Annotated in this window: 18 protein-coding genes and 2 tRNA genes; 8 read left to right on the top strand and 12 right to left on the bottom strand. The window is 58.8% G+C overall.

From position 1 onward, the window contains the following. Positions 1–16: 16 nt before the first annotated feature. Complete coding sequence (locus tag AB731_RS11240) at positions 17–1,009, top strand: polysaccharide deacetylase family protein (protein ID WP_047094056.1); 993 nt, start codon at positions 17–19, stop codon at positions 1,007–1,009. A gap of 50 nt (positions 1,010–1,059) precedes the next feature. Then, positions 1,060–2,097, top strand: coding sequence for a LacI family DNA-binding transcriptional regulator (locus AB731_RS11235; RefSeq protein WP_173425756.1), 1,038 nt, complete (start codon positions 1,060–1,062; stop codon positions 2,095–2,097). A gap of 37 nt (positions 2,098–2,134) precedes the next feature. Here AB731_RS11235 and AB731_RS11230 read toward each other — a convergent pair. Then, a tRNA-Pro gene (locus tag AB731_RS11230) sits at positions 2,135–2,211 on the bottom strand. Between the two features lie 163 nt (positions 2,212–2,374). Between AB731_RS11230 and AB731_RS11225 the strand changes: the two genes are divergently transcribed. Beyond that, positions 2,375–2,764, top strand: a complete 390-nt coding sequence (locus AB731_RS11225; RefSeq protein ID WP_047094057.1) for a thermonuclease family protein — start codon at positions 2,375–2,377, stop codon at positions 2,762–2,764. A gap of 21 nt (positions 2,765–2,785) precedes the next feature. Here the strand turns inward: AB731_RS11225 and AB731_RS11220 are convergent. The 7 genes from AB731_RS11220 to AB731_RS11190 all read right to left on the bottom strand — a co-directional run bounded on the left by AB731_RS11220 (position 2,786) and on the right by AB731_RS11190 (position 8,070). Next, a tRNA-Ile gene (locus tag AB731_RS11220) sits at positions 2,786–2,862 on the bottom strand. Between the two features lie 95 nt (positions 2,863–2,957). Next, positions 2,958–4,340 carry a M20/M25/M40 family metallo-hydrolase gene (locus tag AB731_RS11215; protein ID WP_047094058.1) on the bottom strand — a complete coding sequence of 461 codons (1,383 nt, stop codon included), beginning with the start codon at positions 4,338–4,340 and terminating at the stop codon, positions 2,958–2,960. 46 nt (positions 4,341–4,386) lie between these two features. Further along, positions 4,387–5,574: a GGDEF domain-containing protein gene (locus AB731_RS11210; protein WP_047094059.1), complete on the bottom strand. Its 1,188-nt coding sequence runs from the start codon at positions 5,572–5,574 to the stop codon at positions 4,387–4,389. 113 nt (positions 5,575–5,687) lie between these two features. Further along, on the bottom strand, positions 5,688–6,182 hold the full coding sequence (locus AB731_RS11205) for a DUF427 domain-containing protein (RefSeq protein ID WP_047094266.1): 495 nt from the start codon (positions 6,180–6,182) through the stop codon (positions 5,688–5,690). Continuing rightward, the gene (locus AB731_RS11200) at positions 6,182–6,565 is read right to left on the bottom strand and encodes a thiol-disulfide oxidoreductase DCC family protein (RefSeq protein ID WP_047094060.1); all 384 of its coding nucleotides are present in this window, start codon (positions 6,563–6,565) and stop codon (positions 6,182–6,184) included. Before AB731_RS11200 ends, AB731_RS11205 begins: the two co-directional genes overlap by 1 nt. Then, on the bottom strand, positions 6,558–7,496 hold the full coding sequence (locus tag AB731_RS11195; protein WP_047094061.1) for an NAD(P)/FAD-dependent oxidoreductase: 939 nt from the start codon (positions 7,494–7,496) through the stop codon (positions 6,558–6,560). The genes AB731_RS11200 and AB731_RS11195 overlap by 8 nt, the downstream gene beginning before the upstream one ends. 58 nt (positions 7,497–7,554) lie before the next feature. Further along, positions 7,555–8,070 (bottom strand): DUF421 domain-containing protein, encoded by a 516-nt coding sequence (locus AB731_RS11190; protein ID WP_047094267.1) that lies wholly within the window; start codon positions 8,068–8,070, stop codon positions 7,555–7,557. 157 nt (positions 8,071–8,227) lie between these two features. On the opposite strand from AB731_RS11190, the gene ettA reads away from it, so the two are divergent. Both ettA and AB731_RS11180 read left to right on the top strand, forming a co-directional pair. Next, positions 8,228–9,901 carry an energy-dependent translational throttle protein EttA gene (gene ettA, locus AB731_RS11185; protein ID WP_047094062.1) on the top strand — a complete coding sequence of 558 codons (1,674 nt, stop codon included), beginning with the start codon at positions 8,228–8,230 and terminating at the stop codon, positions 9,899–9,901. 113 nt (positions 9,902–10,014) lie between these two features. Beyond that, on the top strand, positions 10,015–11,421 hold the full coding sequence (locus AB731_RS11180; protein WP_047094063.1) for a peptide MFS transporter: 1,407 nt from the start codon (positions 10,015–10,017) through the stop codon (positions 11,419–11,421). 239 nt (positions 11,422–11,660) lie between these two features. On the opposite strand, the gene AB731_RS11175 is transcribed toward AB731_RS11180, so the two are convergent. Further along, positions 11,661–12,233 carry a PNPOx family protein gene (locus tag AB731_RS11175; RefSeq protein ID WP_047094064.1) on the bottom strand — a complete coding sequence of 191 codons (573 nt, stop codon included), beginning with the start codon at positions 12,231–12,233 and terminating at the stop codon, positions 11,661–11,663. Positions 12,234–12,436: 203 nt separating this feature from the next. Here AB731_RS11175 and AB731_RS14140 point away from each other — a divergent pair, with 203 nt between their 5' ends. Next, positions 12,437–13,555 carry an RcnB family protein gene (locus AB731_RS14140; protein WP_047094065.1) on the top strand — a complete coding sequence of 373 codons (1,119 nt, stop codon included), beginning with the start codon at positions 12,437–12,439 and terminating at the stop codon, positions 13,553–13,555. Between the two features lie 74 nt (positions 13,556–13,629). Here the strand turns inward: AB731_RS14140 and AB731_RS11165 are convergent, their stop codons facing one another. Beyond that, positions 13,630–14,193, bottom strand: coding sequence for a cytochrome b (locus AB731_RS11165; protein WP_047094066.1), 564 nt, complete (start codon positions 14,191–14,193; stop codon positions 13,630–13,632). Between the two features lie 75 nt (positions 14,194–14,268). On the opposite strand from AB731_RS11165, the gene AB731_RS11160 reads away from it, so the two are divergent. Further along, positions 14,269–14,952: a prolyl hydroxylase family protein gene (locus AB731_RS11160; protein ID WP_047094067.1), complete on the top strand. Its 684-nt coding sequence runs from the start codon at positions 14,269–14,271 to the stop codon at positions 14,950–14,952. A gap of 6 nt (positions 14,953–14,958) precedes the next feature. On the opposite strand, the gene AB731_RS11155 is transcribed toward AB731_RS11160, so the two are convergent. Then, positions 14,959–16,599: a lysine--tRNA ligase gene (locus tag AB731_RS11155; RefSeq protein WP_047094068.1), complete on the bottom strand. Its 1,641-nt coding sequence runs from the start codon at positions 16,597–16,599 to the stop codon at positions 14,959–14,961. Positions 16,600–16,702: 103 nt separating this feature from the next. Here AB731_RS11155 and AB731_RS11150 point away from each other — a divergent pair, with 103 nt between their 5' ends. Then, complete coding sequence (locus AB731_RS11150) at positions 16,703–17,584, top strand: mechanosensitive ion channel family protein (protein ID WP_047094268.1); 882 nt, start codon at positions 16,703–16,705, stop codon at positions 17,582–17,584. Here AB731_RS11150 and AB731_RS14010 read toward each other — a convergent pair whose 3' ends face one another. Continuing rightward, complete coding sequence (locus tag AB731_RS14010; RefSeq protein ID WP_156167448.1) at positions 17,585–18,748, bottom strand: hypothetical protein; 1,164 nt, start codon at positions 18,746–18,748, stop codon at positions 17,585–17,587. Positions 18,749–18,857: the final 109 nt, after the last annotated feature.

Below are 18,857 nucleotides of genomic sequence, written 5' to 3'. Positions count from 1 at the left end.
GAGAAGCCAATTGGCGATGCGTAGCCTGCTCGATACGCCAAAAGCCAGCAGCCGCGCCCGGTTTCGGGACCGGATTCCGCGATTCATGCTCACAGTCGATACCGAAGAGGAATTCGACTGGGACAAACCCCTTACCAGAGATACCCACGGCATCGAACATGTCGGCCGGCTGTCCAAATTTCAGGTATTTTGCGAACATCAGAAAGTGGTACCGGTCTATCTGGTCGATTGGCCCATCGCCAATGCCAAGCTGGCAGCAGACATTCTGAAAGAGCCGCTGGCACAGGGTATGGCAGAGATCGGGGTCCAGCTGCACCCCTGGGTCAATCCTCCACACGAAGAGGAGGTCACGCAGGCAAATTCCTTCGCTGGCAACCTTCCCGCCGACCTGGAGGCAAGCAAAATCGGCAGATTGCGCGACACGATAGAGGCCAATTTCGGCATCGCACCGCTGATTTATCGCGCCGGTCGTTATGGTGCTGGCCCCAATACCGCCGAAATTCTGGTCGAAAAAGGTATTGCGGTCGACACGTCCGTGCGCCCGAAATTCGATTACACCGCCGTCGGTGGCCCCGATTATCGCGAGCATCCGGTTTACCCCTATTGGGTGGATGACGAACACACGCTGCTGGAATTGCCGCTCACCACATCATTCTGGGGCATGTTGCGGCGGCAGGGAGATTACATCTACCCGCGGCTGTGGCGTGCGCCTGCCATGCGCGGCTTGCTGTCGAAAACCGGGATGCTTGAACGTGTTCCACTGACGCCGGAAGGCGTGAGCGTCGAAGAGGCGATTCGCGGCATCGATATTGCGCTCGATGATGGCGCACCGCTGCTGATGTTTTCTTTCCACAGCCCGTCGCTGCGCCCCGGCGATACGCCCTATGTCCGCACCGAACAGGATCTGGATAATCTGTATGATTGGTGGCGGCGGGTGTTTGCCTATCTCAATCAGCGCGGTGTGAAGCCATCGAGCGTCAAAGATGTGATGCTGTCGATCGAAAGATGAGTTTGCGGCAAGGTGGACTACCGCGAATCCGGCGCTAGGGTGGCGCGATTATGCCAACTGACGAGCCAGCCAAACACCGTGTTACCTCTTTTGAAGTGGCGGAGCGTGCCGGGGTCAACCAATCCACGGTTTCCCGCGCATTGTCCGGTGACCCGTCGATTACAGACCAGACCCGCGCCCGCGTGCAGGAAGCCGCCAATGCGCTGGGCTACCGCGTGGATGCGCGCGCGGCGCGGCTGCGTAGCGGCAAAACCCGCACCATCGCCATCATTGTGGTCGCAAGGCCAGGCATGGACGCGACGGAGATAAATCCGTTTCACTACAATTTGCTGGGCAGCACCTGCGCCGCCGCATCGGAAATGGGTTATCAGGCGCTCGTCAGCTTCCAGTCGGAACCTGAACATTTTGACCGGCATTTCATAGAAACGCGGCAGGCCGATGGCATGGTCTTGCTGGGCACCAGTACCAATGATGCCGCGTGGGATTATCATCATCCCATCTTGAGCCGCAGCGATGTAGCCAGCTGGGGATCGCCCTTCACCGATCATGACCGGGTGGATGCGGACAACTGCGCGGGCGCAAGGATTGCCGTCGAACGATTGCTCGCCAGCGGGCATCGCCAGATCGCCTTTATCGGCGACACGGCAGAAACGCAGAAGCAGTTTCGCGAACGGTATGAAAGCTATGTCGAGGTCATGCGCGAACACGGGCTGGAAGCAGGGCCGCCCGTTTGGAAACCCGCTGCGATGCGGGCAGAACAGGGCCGCAAGTCTGCCGCAGCCCTGATTACCAGTCGCCGCGACTTCGACGGCATTTTCTGTTCATGCGATGCAATGGCATTCGGGGTGCTGGAAACCTTGCAGGAACGCGGCATTGCAGTTCCCGGCGATGTCGGCGTCATCGGGTTCGATGGCTTGGGTAGCGGAGCGCACAGCAATCCGCCGCTGACCACGGTGGAGCCTGATTTCCGCAAGGCTGGCGTAATGCTGGCACGAAAGGCGCTGGGAAAGCAAAAGGCAGACGACGCGTGCAGGGTTCCGGTCCGTCTGGTGGAACGTGGCAGCGTGCGGAAGCCAACCGAGGGCTAGGCCCCGAAGGGGCGGATTAGACTTCCAAAAAAGAAAATGGTCGGGGAGACAGGATTCGAACCTGCGACCCTCTGTTCCCAAAACAGATGCGCTACCAGGCTGCGCCACTCCCCGGACCGAGAACGCCCTTAGGATTAGCGCCGTTCCGGTGCAAGCAAGAAACCTACACAATCGAAGAAAGTCTTAGAGAGCTTACGTATTTGTCCGTAATCTAAACCTCCGATGCGGAGGCTGAACCGCATGCATGTGCCAATACGGCAGGTTTACCCCGCGCTGCATGATAGCAGAAGCAATAGCACTCGCCCTCGCCTGTTCCGTCACCGATGGAGATACGATTCGCTGCGGCGATGAACGTATCCGAATCACCGGCATAGATGCGCCGGAGACGCGCGCATGCAGAAGCGGCAGGCAATGTGTGGAAGGTGATGGCAGGGCATCCACCCGCGCGCTGGAAAGCCTGATGGCCGATGCTGATCTTTCGATCATCAGGCTGGGCCGTGACCGATACGGGCGGACACTGGCAGTAGTGTATGCCGATGGCATCAACATCGCCTGTGCCCAGATGGCCGCGCATCAGGCCTATTATATCGAACGCTGGGACAATCAGCGGCTGGTCGCCGCAGACTGCCCGGAAATTGCCGCCGGAACGAGGCCGCGGCAAAGCTGAAGGGAAAGGTGCACGAAGGGCTGGTGGGCCCGGCAGGACTCGAACCCGCGACCTAGCCGTTATGAGCGGCCAGCTCTAACCAACTGAGCTACAGGCCCCCGTGAGCAATTTGCCAACAGGTTGCCAGCCATTCGTGCCGGCGTGCCAGTAAACGCTCCGTCCCAAAGGGGCAAGCGCGCTTGGCAGCCTCGCGCTATTCCCCCGCGATGATTCCCGGCCCGGCGATATCGCCCGGCTCGTTCGCCAGCACATTTGCAACTGCGGTCCACACGGCGACATTCTGCGCCAGTTCCGCCGGATCGACCTTGTCCAGAGTATCATTGGCGGTGTGGTGCAAATCGAAATAGCGGCTGCCATCCTGTTGCAGATCGATAATCGGTCCGCCCTGATCGCGCACGATATTGAGGTCCGCGCCGCCCGTTGCAAGGATCTGCGGGGCGGGCACGACGCCGTACGGCGTCACCGCATTTGCCAATTGCTGGAACAATCCGGGGTTGGAGCGTGCAAAATTGGCTTCCAGCCGCCAAATCAGACCTGCGCCGAAATCGCTTTCGAGGCCGACGCCGATTTTTTCGTCCGCATGGGCCGCAGAATAGGCGGCGCTGCCCCACAGGCCGGTTTCTTCGGCACCTGCAAACAGCACGCGTATCGTGCGCAGCGGCTGGCCTTCCTGCGCAACGCGCAACGCGGCCGCAGCAGCGATGGCGCAGCCCGAAGCATCATCGATCGCGCCCGTGCCGGTATCCCAGCTATCCAGATGGCAGGCGAGCAGCACTGGCGGCAAGGAAGGATCGCTGCCGATGATTTCACCGGTGACATTGCCGCTTGGCGTCATGCCGAGGAACTGCGGTGTGAGCACCAGGTCTATCGAAACGGTTTCACCGCGCTCCAGCATACGCTCGAGATTGTCAGCATCCGGATTGCTCAATGCGGCGGCCGGAATGGGCACCGTGCCATCCGGCCAACTGGTCGCGCCGGTGTGCGGCAGGCGGTCAGTGTCAGTGCCGATAGAGCGGATCAGGATGGCGGCAGCGCCCTTTTGCGCAGCGATGCCGGGTCCTTGCCGGCGGGGTGATCCGAAATAACCGTAATGAGAGCCATCCTGCGTCGCGCGCATCGCATGGCCGATATACGCGATCTTGCCAGCCAGGCTGCCATCAGGAACAGCGCGCAACGCGTCGATCGATGCAAGATGAACCACCTCGGCGGTGATCCCTTCAGCAGGTGTAGCACCGCTGTACCCCAGCGCTGTCAGCACCAATGGCTGCGCATACCGGCCAGTGACACGGGCGCGTTCTTCGCCGCGAACCCACGTGTTGTGCATGAAAGGTTCGTCCACAACGTTGGCAAAGCCGCGTTCCCGGAGCCATTCAATCGCCCATGCGCGCCCGCGTGCCTCGTCCTCGGTACCGGCAAGACGCGGGCCGACTTCTGTGGTGATGCCTTCAAGGAAATCCCACGCAATTTCATCATGTGCCCCCGGCTCAAGACCGTAACGGGCATCATAGCGCTGGGCGCTGGCAGTGGCGGGAACGGCGAGGAGGAGCGCAGAAAGCGCAAGAAGGTGTTTGTGCATGGGGCCGAGTGCTAACTGCACGCGCACGGCAAGTCCAGATGTCGTATCAGGCCGCTGCGGCGCACTTCATCACGGCAGGTGCTTGATTTGCCTGATCTTCGCTCTCCACCCGGTTCCGGCCACCGCCTTTCGCCCGGTAAAGCGCAGCATCGGCGCGGCCGAACAATTCGTGATAGTTTTCCCGGCCGCGCAGATGCGCAACACCGAAGCTGGCTGTCAGACGCATGTTTTCGCCAATCGCGGGATGGATCATCTGCGCAAAGGCCATGCGGATACGGTCTGCTAGCCGGATCGTATCAAGCGGAGAGCATTCACGAATAAGCAAACAGAATTCCTCGCCGCCAATGCGCCCGGCAATGTCATCATCGCGTATCATCTGCTGCAAAAGACCGGCAAAACTGGCGATGACTTCATCACCTGCCTGGTGCCCCCAAAGGTCATTCACCTGCTTGAAATGATCTATGTCCACGATGACAAGGCTCACCTGTTCGCGGGCTTGCGCGGCATTTGCGATGGGGCCGGCAATGGCCGTTTCAAAAGCGGTTCGGTTGCGAAGGCCGGTAAGGCCGTCTGTATCGGCACGGTCGCGGAAGGCCTGCATCAGATCGAAGATCGACGCCCCGATCAGCACGATCGCTGTATTGAGCGTTTTCACCATCAGCACGATATTGATGATCGAATAATAATTCGACTGCCGGTAGTCACCGACCGGGATGGCCCCTTCGGCCAGCACGGTGATCATCGGTCGAACCATGAAATCAATGGTATGCAGTGCCACGATCCATAGGATTGCCGTGTCGATAAACGACCGGCGTCTGGCCCCCAGCAATGACACCAGCGCCACAAGAAACATCGCGCCATATCCGGCATTGAGGATAATCAGGCGTGGTCCGGCGTCATTCGAAAGCAGAACAGCGGCTGTCAAAGCGCAAAAGGCAACACCATAGATCGCGGCATTTACGCCTAGAAAGGCGGGGCGGCCCGCGCGGCTGCACGTGCCCCAGATCAGCAGGATCGCCGAAGCGGAATAGAACGCCTGCGTTGCGTAGAACACATAGGCTGAGCCGGTTGGCAGTATGTGAGTGACAAGAAAGCCGGTGGCGAAGAGCGCGTATGCAGCGCCGAAGGCAAGCACGTGCTTGCCCAGCCTGCCGCGCCACCACAGCGCTACAAAAACTGCCGAGAAGACATACGCCATCAGCGGCGCTGTCAAACCCAGAATCTGCTCGTTCATATTCCCCCCATGGAACGGAACCACCGCTTTATGGGGAACAGGTTAACGGTTGTATAAGGGTTGTAAAAAAATGCAGCATAAATGCGTGATATCTGGAGTTTAGATCAAATTAACTACCAGAAGCGGCTGCCGGGAACGCCTTTGAACGGGCCTGCAACTTTGCTTGTGATCCACCCGCCGTAAAATTGCCCCGGCTGCGGGATAACTGTCTCTCCATCGACGATGCAGCGATCAAAGGGAGCAGCGTAGAAGGCAAGGTAATCGCGCAATATATGGAACGCTGGGGTGGGCGAGGGATATGACCAGCCGACCTTCTCCAGCACGGCATCTCCTGCAACAATATCCCAATATCTTGCCGCGCCCTTCCATTCACACATGGAAGACCCTGCCGCACGGCGCAATACGCCCGGTGCAATGTCATCGGGCGGAATGTAGTAATTCGGCGGGTGGCTTGTTTCCAGCACACGCACAGCATTGCGCGTATCGGCGATGGTCATGCCGGTATGTTCGATAACGATGTGGACCCCGGTCTGTTCAGCAACGGCGGGTCTTGGATAGCCCCAAACGCTTTCCTGACCGGGAGAAACAGGATCTGGATCGGGATGCATCATCCCCTGTTCGCCCATCGTTGGAGGCGTGGTCGGAAACGCAGGAATATTGAGTAAAGCTTTTCGAAAACGCGGTTCATCACGGGCAAGCGTGCCAGTTCACCCAACGGGCGAAGCAAGGGGATCGCGCGCCACATTGCGGCAAAGCCGGCAGCTCCTGATAGAATACGTCCATTGTCACGCACATGAAAGCGCGCAAGCAAGTCTTCCTGCGAGATCGGGCAGCTTTCCGGCTGCCCCTCGCTCACATCGACAAATCTGATCGCAGTGCGCCGATCGAGCCGCTGCATAAAAGCGATTTCGCGGCGGCATAGCGGACATGCACCATCATACCACACAGTGATCCGGTTTACAGTGACCTGGTTTCCCGGCACCTCAGCCATCGGCCAAAACCTTGTCGGCAAGTTCCAGACCGGAAATAAAAGCGTCTTCGATGCGCGGTCCGATCAGCCAGTCCCCGCACGCGCCGACGCGCACTTCCCTGTCCCAAACAGCACTCTGTCCTGCGGCTCCGCTACGAGCATAGCGCCAGCGGTGTGCGGCGACGTGGCGGATTACAGGAAGTTTGCCGCCAACACGGGCGCGCAATTCTTCAAGCAGCAAGGGGATGACCGCATCGGCCTCCTCTTCCAGATATTCCCGGCTCCAGTCAGGCGATGCCTGCACTACCCAGCACTCTTCGTGGCCGCGGCCCGGCTTGGCGGAGTTTCGCGCAGCCCAGCCAATCGCACCGGCATCTTGAATGGTATCCCCGTGATCCAGCGCACTTTCGAATGCCGCCATCACTGTCCAGCACGGGCCTGCCACCGTCCGATCTGCGATGCGCGCCATGTCGGGCGAATGCGCCGATAGCAGCGGACCTGCCTGTTCAGCCGGAACTGCCACCAGAATTGTATCGAACAGATGTTCCGGCAGGCCTTCGCCATCAAGCCGCCAACCAGCCCCAGATTGGCCGAAAGCTTCAACCCGGTTGCCAAAGTGCACATCCAGACCCGAAGCCATCGCCTTGATCGGCGCATTCATGCCGGGCACGCCGACGAACGCACCCTGTCCTGCAGCGGGCCAGCGCGCCACCACGCCGGAGGTTTCCCATTCGGCTACCTGCCGGGCAAAGCGATCATCGCGGGCAGTGAGATATTGCGCGCCGTGATCGAAAAGCAGTGTTTCGCCAGCAACCTCTGCTCGGCGCGTCGCCATGCGTCCTCCCGGCCCGCGGCCCTTGTCGAATACGGTGACGGTATGGCCCGCGGCTGCCAGCCGTGTGGCGCACGAAAGTCCGGCCATCCCGGCCCCGATGATAGCGATTGTGTTCATGCCGGATTATGTGAGGCTTTGCCGGCCTCGGGCAATACCGACTTGTGGAACCGCATGCTCACTTGGTTGCCACGTCTTGCAGCAGCCCGTCATTAAGCGTGTCGCCGTGCAGCACGGAAACATCGCCTGTAGTCTCCAGCACCACCGCACGCACTTTGCTGTAATCCAGCACGTTCGCTTCGCGCAGTTTCGCACGCAAATCGCTTTCCGCAACCCGTGAGCGTTTCAGCGCAGCATGGTCGATCTTGCCATCACGCATCAGCAGGATCGGATCATTGTGCAGCATATCCCGCACAGTCTCGCTGCTTTTGCGCAGCTTCGCCACGATCACCTGAAAGATAAACAGGCCGGCCATCGCCAGCATTGCCTGCACGAAACCGGTCCACTCACTCGCTTGGGCCGCGCCCGCGACAAGCGAACCGAGCGCCACGGTCATCACGAAATCGAAGCTCGTCATCTTGGACAGCGACCGCAGCCCGACAATCCGGATTTGGACCACCACGAACGCGAGGGCGATCATACCGAGAATGAGACCGCGCAGCAGCAGGTCGTACAGCGTATTATCCAGGAACATGCCTGACCAACCGGCAGCGCCGCCAAATCGTTCCGGCAATTCGTTCCGGCAATTCGTTTCTCCGGTCCGCAAACGCCACCTTGCCCGCCGCGCCCGCAGCCCCTATCTGGGAGGCAAATCAAACTCCACCAAATACCCGAGACGAAGGACCCGCCCGATGGCCGCTCAATACGCATATGTCATGAAGAACATGACCAAGACTTTCCCCGGCGCGCCAAAGCCGGTGTTGTCGGACATCAATCTGCAATTCTATCGCGGCGCGAAAATCGGCATCGTCGGCCCGAACGGCGTGGGTAAATCCACGCTGATCAAGATCATGGCCGGGATCGACACCGACATTTCGGGCGAAGCTTGGCCGGGCGAGAATATTACAGTCGGCTATCTGGCGCAGGAACCGCAGCTTGATGAAAGCAAGACGGTGCTGGAAAACGTCAAGGACGGCGCGCGCGAAACGGCGGACAAGGTGGATGCCTACAACGCGATTGCTGCGCAGATGGCAGAACCCGACGCAGATTTTGAAGCGCTGGGCGACCAGATGGCGGAACTTCAGGCGCAGATCGACGCGGTGGACGGGTGGACGCTCGACAACCAGCTCGAAATCGCGATGGAGGCGCTGCGCTGCCCGCCGTCCGACAGCGGAGTGGAAAGCCTGTCCGGCGGTGAAAAGCGCCGCGTTGCGCTGACCCGCTTGCTGATCGCAAAGCCCGATATCCTGTTGCTTGATGAACCGACCAACCACCTTGATGCCGAAAGCGTCCAGTGGCTTGAAAACCACCTGAAAGAATATGCCGGCGCTGTCCTGATGATCACCCACGATCGCTACTTCCTCGACAATGTGGTGGAGTGGATTCTGGAGCTCGATCGCGGCACCTATTATCCGTATGAAGGCAATTACAGCACCTATCTGGAAAAGAAGTCGAAGCGTCTGGACCAGGAAAACCGCGAAGAAAGCGGCCGCCAGAAGGCCCTGACCCGCGAACTGGAATGGATGCGGCAAACACCCGCCGCGCGCCAGACCAAGTCAAAGGCGCGTATCCGCAAGTTCGATCAGCTTCAGGATGAAATGGCCAACCGCAAGCCGGGCAAGGCGCAGATCGTCATCCAGGTGCCCGAACGGCTTGGTGGCAAGGTGATCGAGGCCAAGGGCATCACCAAGTCCTACGGCGACAAGCTTCTGTTTGAAGACCTGTCCTTCATGCTGCCCCCGGGCGGCATTGTCGGCGTGATCGGGCCAAACGGCGCGGGTAAATCTACGCTGTTCAAGATTCTGACCGGCAAGGAAACGCCCGACGAAGGCACTGTGGAAATCGGTGAGACAGTGCACATGGGCTATGTCGACCAGAGCCGCGACCAGTTGAACCCGAAGAACAACGTGTGGGAAGAAATCTCCGACGGGCTGGATTACATGACCGTCAACAAGCACGAGACTTCGACGCGGGCCTATGTCGGCGCGTTCAACTTCAAAGGCTCCGACCAGCAGAAAAACGTCGGCAAACTGTCCGGCGGTGAACGCAACCGCGTCCACATGGCGAAGATGCTGAAAGAAGGCGGTAACGTGCTCCTGCTAGATGAACCGACCAACGATCTGGACGTGGAAACACTGTCAGCCCTGGAAGAAGCCATCGAAAACTTCGCCGGCTGCGCCGTGGTGATCTCGCATGACCGCTTCTTCCTTGACCGTCTGGCGACGCATATTCTGGCGTTCGAAGGCAACAGCCATGTCGAATGGTTCGAAGGCAACTTTGAGAGTTACGAGGAAGATAAGCGCCGCCGTCTGGGCGATGCGGCTGACCGGCCAACGAAGCTGGCTTACAAGAAGCTGACTCGGTAATTACGGGCGGTGAAGAATTTCGTTATTGGCAATAACGATTTGTCTTTGCCGCCTACTCGTTTGACTTTGGAGATGCTCCCCTCATAGGTATCCCTTTCTGGGGGGAATTATCTATGAGTAGCAGCACAGCTAAGGCTGACACGGGCTGGCTTGGCCATCCAAAAGGGCTGTTGTTCCTTTCCTTCACAGAATTGTGGGAGCGGTTTTCGTTTTACGGAATGCGCGCCCTGCTGATCCTGTATCTGGTGCAGGACTTGCTGATTTCGGACCGTGTCGACACCGTCTTGGGGATGGATGGTTTCCGTAACGTGATGGAATCCATGTTTGGTCCGATGAGCACGCAGGCTTTCGCCAGCCAGCTGTTCGGCCTTTATGCCGGCTTCGTATACTTCACGCCGTTGTTCGGCGGGCTTATTGCCGATCGCTGGCTGGGCCCGAGAAAAACGGTGATGATTGGCATACTGCTGATGACGGCTGGCCATTTCGCCATGATTTTCGACGTCACTTTCCTGATCGCCCTTCTTTTGCTGGTGCTGGGCTCCGGCTGCCTGAAAGGCAATATCGCCGCGCAGGTAGGAGAGCTTTACCCGAAGGCGGATGAAGCGCTGCGATCGCGCGGCTACACCTTATTTTCGACGGGCATCAACATTGGCGCGGTAATTGGGCCACTCGTTTGCGGTCTGCTGGCGCAAATCTATGGCTGGCACACCGGCTTTGCTGCGGCGGGTGTGGTGATGGTTGCATCCGCCGCGGTCTACTTCGCCGGGATGCGGCACTATGCGGACGAACCGACAAAGGCGACGCGCAGCGAAGCAGCCGCTGTGACAAGTAAGGAATGGCGGATGATCGCCCTTGTCGCAGTCGTGATCTCGCTGACCATGTTTCAATGGGTCGCATGGGACCAGTTATTCAATGTCGGGCTGCTCTGGGTGGCTGACCATGCCGACCTTTCTTCACCCTTCGGCAATGTCCCGGTTGCCTGGTTCGCGTCTATCGATTCGCTTGCCTCGATCCTTATTGTGCCGTTCCTTGTCGGCCTTTGGCGATGGCAAGCAAAACGCGGCACGGAACCGACAGATCTCGGTAAGATGAGCATTGCGGCTGCGATCACGGCGCTCTCTTGTACGGTGCTAGCTGTGGGAGCGATGCAAATTGAAGCTGGCGGCAAGGTGTCGATCATTATCCCTGTGCTTTCGTTCAGCCTGTCGGGCATCGCATTTATGTGGGCGTGGCCACAGGTGCTGGCCATCGTGTCACGGCGATCGCCTGATAGTGCGAGAGGGATGATGATGGCAGCAGCATACCTCACGGCATTCGCCAGTGCGATTGGTGCGGGCTATATCGCGCGGTTCTATGAACCAATGGGTGCAGTGCAATTTTGGTGGCTCAATGCAGGAATATCGATGTTCGGCGCCGTAATAATCCTCGTCTGCTCAACGCCCCTAAGGCGAGCCATGGATCAGATAGAGGCATCGCAAGATGTCGGCATTGAGGATTTTGCGTCGGCAAAGCCCGTGTAAGAAATGTTCTCATCAGTGCAGGTATTAAGTTTGGCGCGCCCTTCCCTACAACGCCCGAAAGCCGCCATCCCCTTCGATGGCTCTTTCACATCGTCCAATCCCGCCCGCTCACGCTGACCCGCGTTTCAGCCGGCAAAGTGTCACCCTGTTGGAAACACATCTAAACCGCTGTAGTGAAATGTTTTTCCTGCCAAATTGCGGGGTGACGCAGTGTAACCTTTGTCACCCAAACCCATCAGCTACGGCGAAATCCACTGCCCCTCACCACTCGCCATATCGATGATCGCGCGGCGGTGGCCGTCGTTGGAGAGGTAGAACCAGTCCACTTGCGCCAGTTCCACCAGCAGCACAGCGAAATTGACGCGTGCCGGGGCGACTTGCTGTGCGGTTGGTTCCTTGCCTTCGATCCACTCCGGCAGTCCGGACGATGGTTCAAAGGTCAGCGCGCCCGGACCTTCGCCCAGATAACATCGTTTGGCGAAATTGGTGCTTTCGTCCCATGCTGCACCGGCTGCCGGTGTATCCCGCTCGATCCGGCCGGTGCCCTTGCAGCGCAATTGGATCTTCGCCTGCTTGTCATAGAACAATACGCCCACGGGTGAGCCATCCCCCACCACTGCACATTTGGGCGAGCGCGCATCGGTATGGAAGCGCAGCGTCATGGTGGCCGCGTCATACCCGCGCAGCACCATTACCCGCAATTCGGCATCGGTGGTGGCAACAACGGCGGTATGCATGGCAGAGCGGCGATTGCTTGCTCCGTCGGAGAGGCGGCTCGTGATGTCCGCGGCGATATCTGAAAAGCTTGTCATTACGCCTTCCCCTGCCGACCAAATGCCTTCAGGGCAAGGTCAGCCGCGTTCAGATAAAGCGTATCCAACATGAACGGGAGGCTAAACGAGTGGTTCAGTTGCCGGTCAGAACGAATCGCTACAAATGGATACATCGAATACAAATAGATACGCATCAGGGCCGCAGCACTCGGGCGGCATTGGTCAACATAGGAGATGTTGCAATGCAACTCGCAATCTTACTGAAATCCAGTGGTCTGGCCGCAATGGCAGCCGCGATGGCGGTCCCCGCTATCCCTGCAATGGCGGCTGCGACCGATACTGCGACCGATACTGCGGTCGATGATCAGCAGCAGGACCGGGAGACCCGCCAGGATCGGCGCGGCAACCGCGACGCCCGCCAGAACCGGCGTGGTGGCAGCGAAGATCGCCGTCCGAATAATGCTGACCGGCAGGAACGCCAGGCGCAACGCGAAACCCAGCGCCAAACCCAGCGCCAGCCGCAGCGTCAGGAACGCCAGACACAGCGCCAGGGCAACCGGCAGGAAAGCCAAGGCAACCGTCAGGAACGCCAGACGCAGCGACAGGATAACCGGCAGGAACGGACGAATAATCGTGGCGCGCAGCAACAGCAGGTCACCCGCGACCGCGTGAACCGTGAACGCAGCAATGCCGATAACCGCGGCAACCGTCAGGATAGCCAGCGGCAGGCGCGTGAGATCGCGCGCCAGGTCGAACGCCGCGCCGAAGGCCGGGCCAACCGGGTGGAGCGCCGCGGTGATCAGCGGTCGCAGCAGCAAGGACGGACCGAAAGCCGCGGCGATCGCAACCGGACCTACACCAGCCGTGATCGGAACCGCACCTATACCAACCGGGACCAGCGTGATTACCGTGACCGGGACAGGCGTGATTACCGTAACCGGGATCAGCGCAACTATCGTGACCGTGACAATCGCAACTACCGCGACCGCAATGGTTCGTACCGCGATGGCTACCGTCAGGGCCGTGAGCAGTCGCGCCGCGAACATCGCCGGTGGGATCGTCAACGGTGGCGCAGCAACAATCGGTACAATTGGAACAGCTACCGTTACAACAATCGCAGCACCTTCCGCCTGGGGCGTTATTATTCGCCTTATCGGAACTACAGCTACCGGCGTCTGAACATTGGCCTGTATCTCGACAGCCTGTTCTTCTCCTCGCGGTATTACATCAACGATCCGTGGCAGTATCGCCTGCCGGATGTGTACGGTCCCTACCGCTGGGTTCGCTATTACGACGACGTGATACTGGTGGATATTTACACCGGCGAAGTGGTCGACGTGATCTACGATTTCTTCTGGTGATGTGACGACACATACATTGCCGGAGCGAGTGGCCGGTGATGGCCCCCCGTCCTAACGGATGGGGGGTTTCGCCGTTACAGACTGCTTCGCGGGCCAACTTTGCCAAACGGCAACATCCGGAAAATGCCGCCATCCTTATCGAAGAATGTGTGCTTCAACCCGCCCAGAACGTGCAGTCCGACCAGATAGATCATGATTGTTCCGCCGGTCTTGTGGAGATCGAAGATTTCCTCTGACAGCCCTTCGTTACTGCCGACCGGCAAGGCTCCGATAGTGAACAGGCCGAACATCTCGATTTGCTGCCCGCCAAGGGAATTGGCCAGCCATCCGCCAATCGGCAAACCGATGAGCAATACGTAGAAAATCACATGGGTGGAGCGGGCGAGGATCCGTTCCCAATTGGCGTATCCTGACGGTAGCGGCGGAACAGGGTGGGAAAGCCGCCATGCCAACCGTCCGATTGTAAGCGCCAGAATCGTAATTCCGACAGCCTTGTGATCATTAAAGATGGCTATTTTCTCAGCTCGAGCGGCTGCATGTTCGGCATTTTCCGCAAGCCGCCAGTTAAGAATAACCAGCCCTGCGATCACCCAGTGGAATAGCATCGCGACACCGGAATAGCGTTGGTGCTTGGACATATATCCTCTCCCCATTGGCTGGCAGAAGCAAATCTGAACTTGCGCAGGCCGCAAAGCAATGAAAAAGCGTGAGCCATGACAACGGGTACGAACAGCGAAATTCCGGATAATGCCGACCAGAGCGGCCTGAAAAGAGTCGGGCGAAAGGTGCGCGAACGCCTCGCCGCCAATCCTGCCGCTTACAAAGTGCCGAGCGAAGAGGTGGAACTGTACGCCATCGGCGATTTCATGACGCCTGCTGAATGCGCCAAGATGATGGAGCTGATCGACGCGACAGCAAAGCCCAGCCGGGTGTTCGATCTGGAGTATTCAGACGGCTACCGCACATCCTATTCCGGCGATGTCGATCCGCACGATCCCTTCGTGAAAAAGATCAACCGCCGGATCGACGATCTGCTCGATATCAAGCCCGAATATGGCGAGACCATTCAGGGACAGCGATACATGCCGGGCCAGGAATTCCAGGCTCACCATGACTGGTTTCATCCCGATACCAGCTATTGGGAACTGGAAATGAAGCGCGGCGGCCAGCGCAGCTACACCGCAATGGTATTCCTGAATGAAGTTGCAGCAGGCGGAACAACGGATTTTACCGATATCGGCCTGTCAATCGATCCCAAACCAGGCGTTTTGCTGGCATGGAACAATGCGGACCCCGAAGGCATTACAAACCTCAAAACCATGCATGCCGGCCGCCCCGTTCTGCAAGGCAGCAAGTACATCATCACGAAATGGTATCGCACCAAAAAGTGGTTCTAGCCAAACCTAACGCGCCAGCGCCTCGGCAATCAGTCGCCGTGTGTTTTCAACACCGTAAAGCGCGATAAAGCTGCCCATACGCGGCCCCTGGGCTGAACCTAGCAGCGTTTCATATTGGGCACGGAACCAGTCGCGCAGGCTTTCAAACCCGTGCGCTTCATCCTTGCCGATTTCATACACGATAGTCTGCAAATCCTCTGCCGCCATGTCGGCAGGCACATCGGCCAAACGCGCATCGAGAGCGCGCAGCGCGGACGCCTCGTTCGCTTCGGGCGCGCGCTTTTGCAGCGTAGGTGCAACAAAATCGCGATTGTAGGCGAGCGCCTTGCCCACCAGTACATCCAGATCAGGATGCGCTTCAGGCCGGGCATCTTCGACATAATTGGCAAGGTAGGACCATACTTGCTCCCGGTCCGCCTCTGCCCCGAGCACACCAACCAGATTGAGCAACAGTCCATATGTCACGGGCAGAGTATCGCCCGCCCCCACCGGAGGCTGCGCGCCGCTGGCGTCCTTTACCCGCAGCAGATTCCACGCCGGATTGCCGAGCTGCTTTTCAACCGGTTGATCGGGAATGCTGGCGCGGAACTGCCAGTATTCATCAACCGCGCGCGGGATTACGCCAACATGCAATTGGCGCGCGCTTTTCGGGTTGGAGTAGATGTAATGGCCAAGGCTTTCCTCGCTGCCGTAGGTCAGCCATTCCTCTATCGACAGGCCATTGCCCTTCGACTTTGAAATCTTCTCGCCATTGGCATCGAGGAACAGCTCGTAAATTAAACCCTCTGGCTTGCGCCCGCCCAGCACCTTGGCAATGCGGCCGGACTGCACGCCGGTATCGGTCAGATCCTTGCCGTACATCTCATAATCAACGCCCTGCGCGACCCAGCGCATGGCGAAATCGACCTTCCACTGCAGCTTGGCCATACCGCCCAGAGCGCTTTGTTCGATCACGCTGCCGTCTTCATCAGTGAAGCGAACAATCCCGGCATCGGCATCCACCACTTCTACCGGCACCTGCAGAACCACACCCGTGACCGGGCTGATCGGCATGATCGGCGAGTAAGTCGCCGCGCGCTCCGCTCGCAGGGTTGGGACCATGATATCGAGGATCGCCTGATTGTGCCGCAGCACATTCTTCAGCGCATCATCGAAAGCGCCCGTGTTGTAACGGTCCGATGCCGCCACGAATTCATAATCAAATTCAAACCGGTCCAGAAAATCGCGCAACATGGCATTGTTATGCGCAGCGAAACTTTCAAACTTTTCGAATGGATCGGGAATGCGGCTGAGCGGCTTGCCAAGATGCTCGGTCAGCATGGCCTGGTTTGGCACGTTGTCCGGTACTTTGCGCAGTCCGTCCATATCATCGCTGAATGCCACCAACCGTGTGGGCGCAGGATTGCCCTCGCGATCTGCAGCGACAATCTCATAAGCCTTGCGCACCAGCGTGGTCCGCAGCACTTCCTGAAACGTACCGATGTGCGGCAGGCCGCTTGGCCCGTAGCCAGTTTCGAAAAGCACAGGTTCAATCGTGCCGTCCTGTGCCCTCTTCCCATCGCGGAAACGTTTGGCAAGCCGCTGCGCCTCCTGAAAAGGCCATGCCTTGGAGCTGCGGGCGGCTTCGATAAGATCTGTGCTGAACATGGAAACGGCTTTTGCCCAAGCGCATCCGTTTCGCAAGTGCGAAACATTTTGGAACTTTGCCAAGGGGCACCTCGTTACGTTCAAAACAAAACGGGGAAATTACGTGAATTACATCGATACGTTGCAAAATCAGGTTCAGGGCATGGCACAAGGCTTCGTCGCGGTCCTGCCAAACCTTGTGATCGCTTTAATCGTATTGATAATCACTTGGCTGGTCGCAAAGTTTGCAACCGGCATTGCAGATCGCCTGATCGGCAACACTTCGATGCGCCCCAGCCTGAAGAAGCTGGTGGAGACACTGGTGAAGCTGGCGATCTGGCTGATCGGCATCCTGATTGCAGCAGCAGTTGCGATCCCCGGCTTTACCCCCGCCGGCGCGATTGCAGGTCTGGGTATCGGCGCAGTTGCCATCGGCTTTGCCTTTCAGGACATCTTCGAAAACTTCCTTGCCGGCGTACTTATCATGCTGCGCGAGAAGATGCGCATCGGCGATGTCATCGAAGTGGAAGGCATCATCGGGCGGGTTGAGAACATAACCTTACGCGAAACGCATTTGCGCCAGATGTCCAACGAACTTACCATCATGCCCAACGCAATGATCTTCAAAAGCCCGGTCAAAATCCTCACCGATGATGAGCGTGCGCGTACCGAAATTATTGTGGGCGTCGACTACACCGCTGATCTGGACCAGTCGGAGCAAGTCCTGCGCAGCGCTGTCGAAGGACTGGACGGGATCGATATGGAAAAAGGCGTGGAAGTTTACGCGATCGAATTCGGCGGCAGCTCGATCAACTTCAAAATCCGCTTCTGGTCCGGCTCCAAGCCGCGCGATGGATGGCAGGCGCGCCATCTGGCGATCAAGTCGATCAAGAAGGCGCTCGACAATGCCGGGATCGGCATCCCCTTCCCCATCGTCACTAACATGTTCCCCGATGCACTGCGCGTGGAGCAAAAGACCGTCGGGAAATTCAGCAACGAAGGCTGATCAGCTCCAGTCGAAAGAGATATTGCGTTTGACGGCGACCGGGCGCGGCGCGGGAGGTTCTTCCTGCGTCCGTGCTAGTGCCTGCGTTTGTGCCCGAGCTTGAGCCTGCGTTTGAGCCTGCGTTTGAGCCTGCGTTTGAGCCTGCGTTTGAGCCTGCGTTTGAGCCTGCGTTTGAGCCTCTTGGTCGCGGCGTTTTTGCGCAAGGTTTGTAGTAACGAGCCCGCTGGCCAACCCGCTGTCTTTGCCTTGCACCTCGTTTGATCGGGCACCGGGCGCGCGGGTTGTGACCAACCCGTCCATCGTCCTTCGCGCGCCGGGCGAAGGGATCGTTACCAGGCCGCCGCGCTCTGCGCGCGCAGGTTGGTTCGCGCGGGAATGAACAAAGCCGCCATCTGACTGCGATACAGATTGCGGGGCTGTCTGTGGCGATAGCGAGGCAACTGGCGCGGATGGAACTATGGGGGCCGCTTGCGGCTTTGGATTCAAGGCCGGCAGGATTGGCCGCTCCGGTCCCGTAGCTCCCGCTTTGCCTACCGGCGTGACTTGCGCTGCGGTGCGTCTGCGCAGGAATATGAACAGCGCAAAACCGGCAAGCAGCGCGAACAGCAGTGCAATCATTATTGACCCGAAACGACCCGGATCGTCCGCGACAACGGGTTCGGTAACGCCATCAACCGGAGCGCTGGGCGCAGCCGCGTCGGCACCGGAATCCGGCAATGCCACGGTCGTATCGTCTGGCAGAATTTCGCCATCCGGCTCCGGGTCTGGCAGAGCTACTGCGTCAGGCCCGCTTTGCTGCCTCTCCTCCGGGCCGATATCACGCGGGGGGGACGATGGAGGCACAGGAGCAGGCCGCCTCACTTCAGGCTGACCTTGAGGCTGACGTATGGCCTGCTCATTCGGAGCAGTTGCCGGAATATCCTGCGGAACAACGGTCTGCCGCGGAGGAGCGTCAGCGGGCCGCGTAGGGCCAACGATTTGTGGCGCATCGTCACTAGCCGGTAGTGAAAAATCACTTGGAATTCGCGGATCAGTTAACACGGGCGCAGGTGTCGGACTTGGCTGCTGTTGTCCATCCTGCGCATGCCCCGCAACAGGCAGGTGCAGCAGCAGCGCCCCAAGCGCCCCAGCTGCAGCGAAACGGTTCAATCGAATTCCATTCATGACGGCGTCCCTATACAATAGCAGCCTGGCGTCTATCCTGAACGGATCGAGAGCCCCGGACGCTGTGTTGAAATTTCAGGACTTTGACGGTGCCGATCGGGGCAAGCCG

The organism is Aurantiacibacter marinus (assembly GCF_001021555.1).
In the GTDB taxonomy this organism is placed as follows: Bacteria; Pseudomonadota; Alphaproteobacteria; order Sphingomonadales; family Sphingomonadaceae; genus Alteraurantiacibacter; species Alteraurantiacibacter marinus.
Note: the sequence above shows the minus strand (reverse complement) of the source record. Positions and strands in the feature narration are given on the sequence as shown.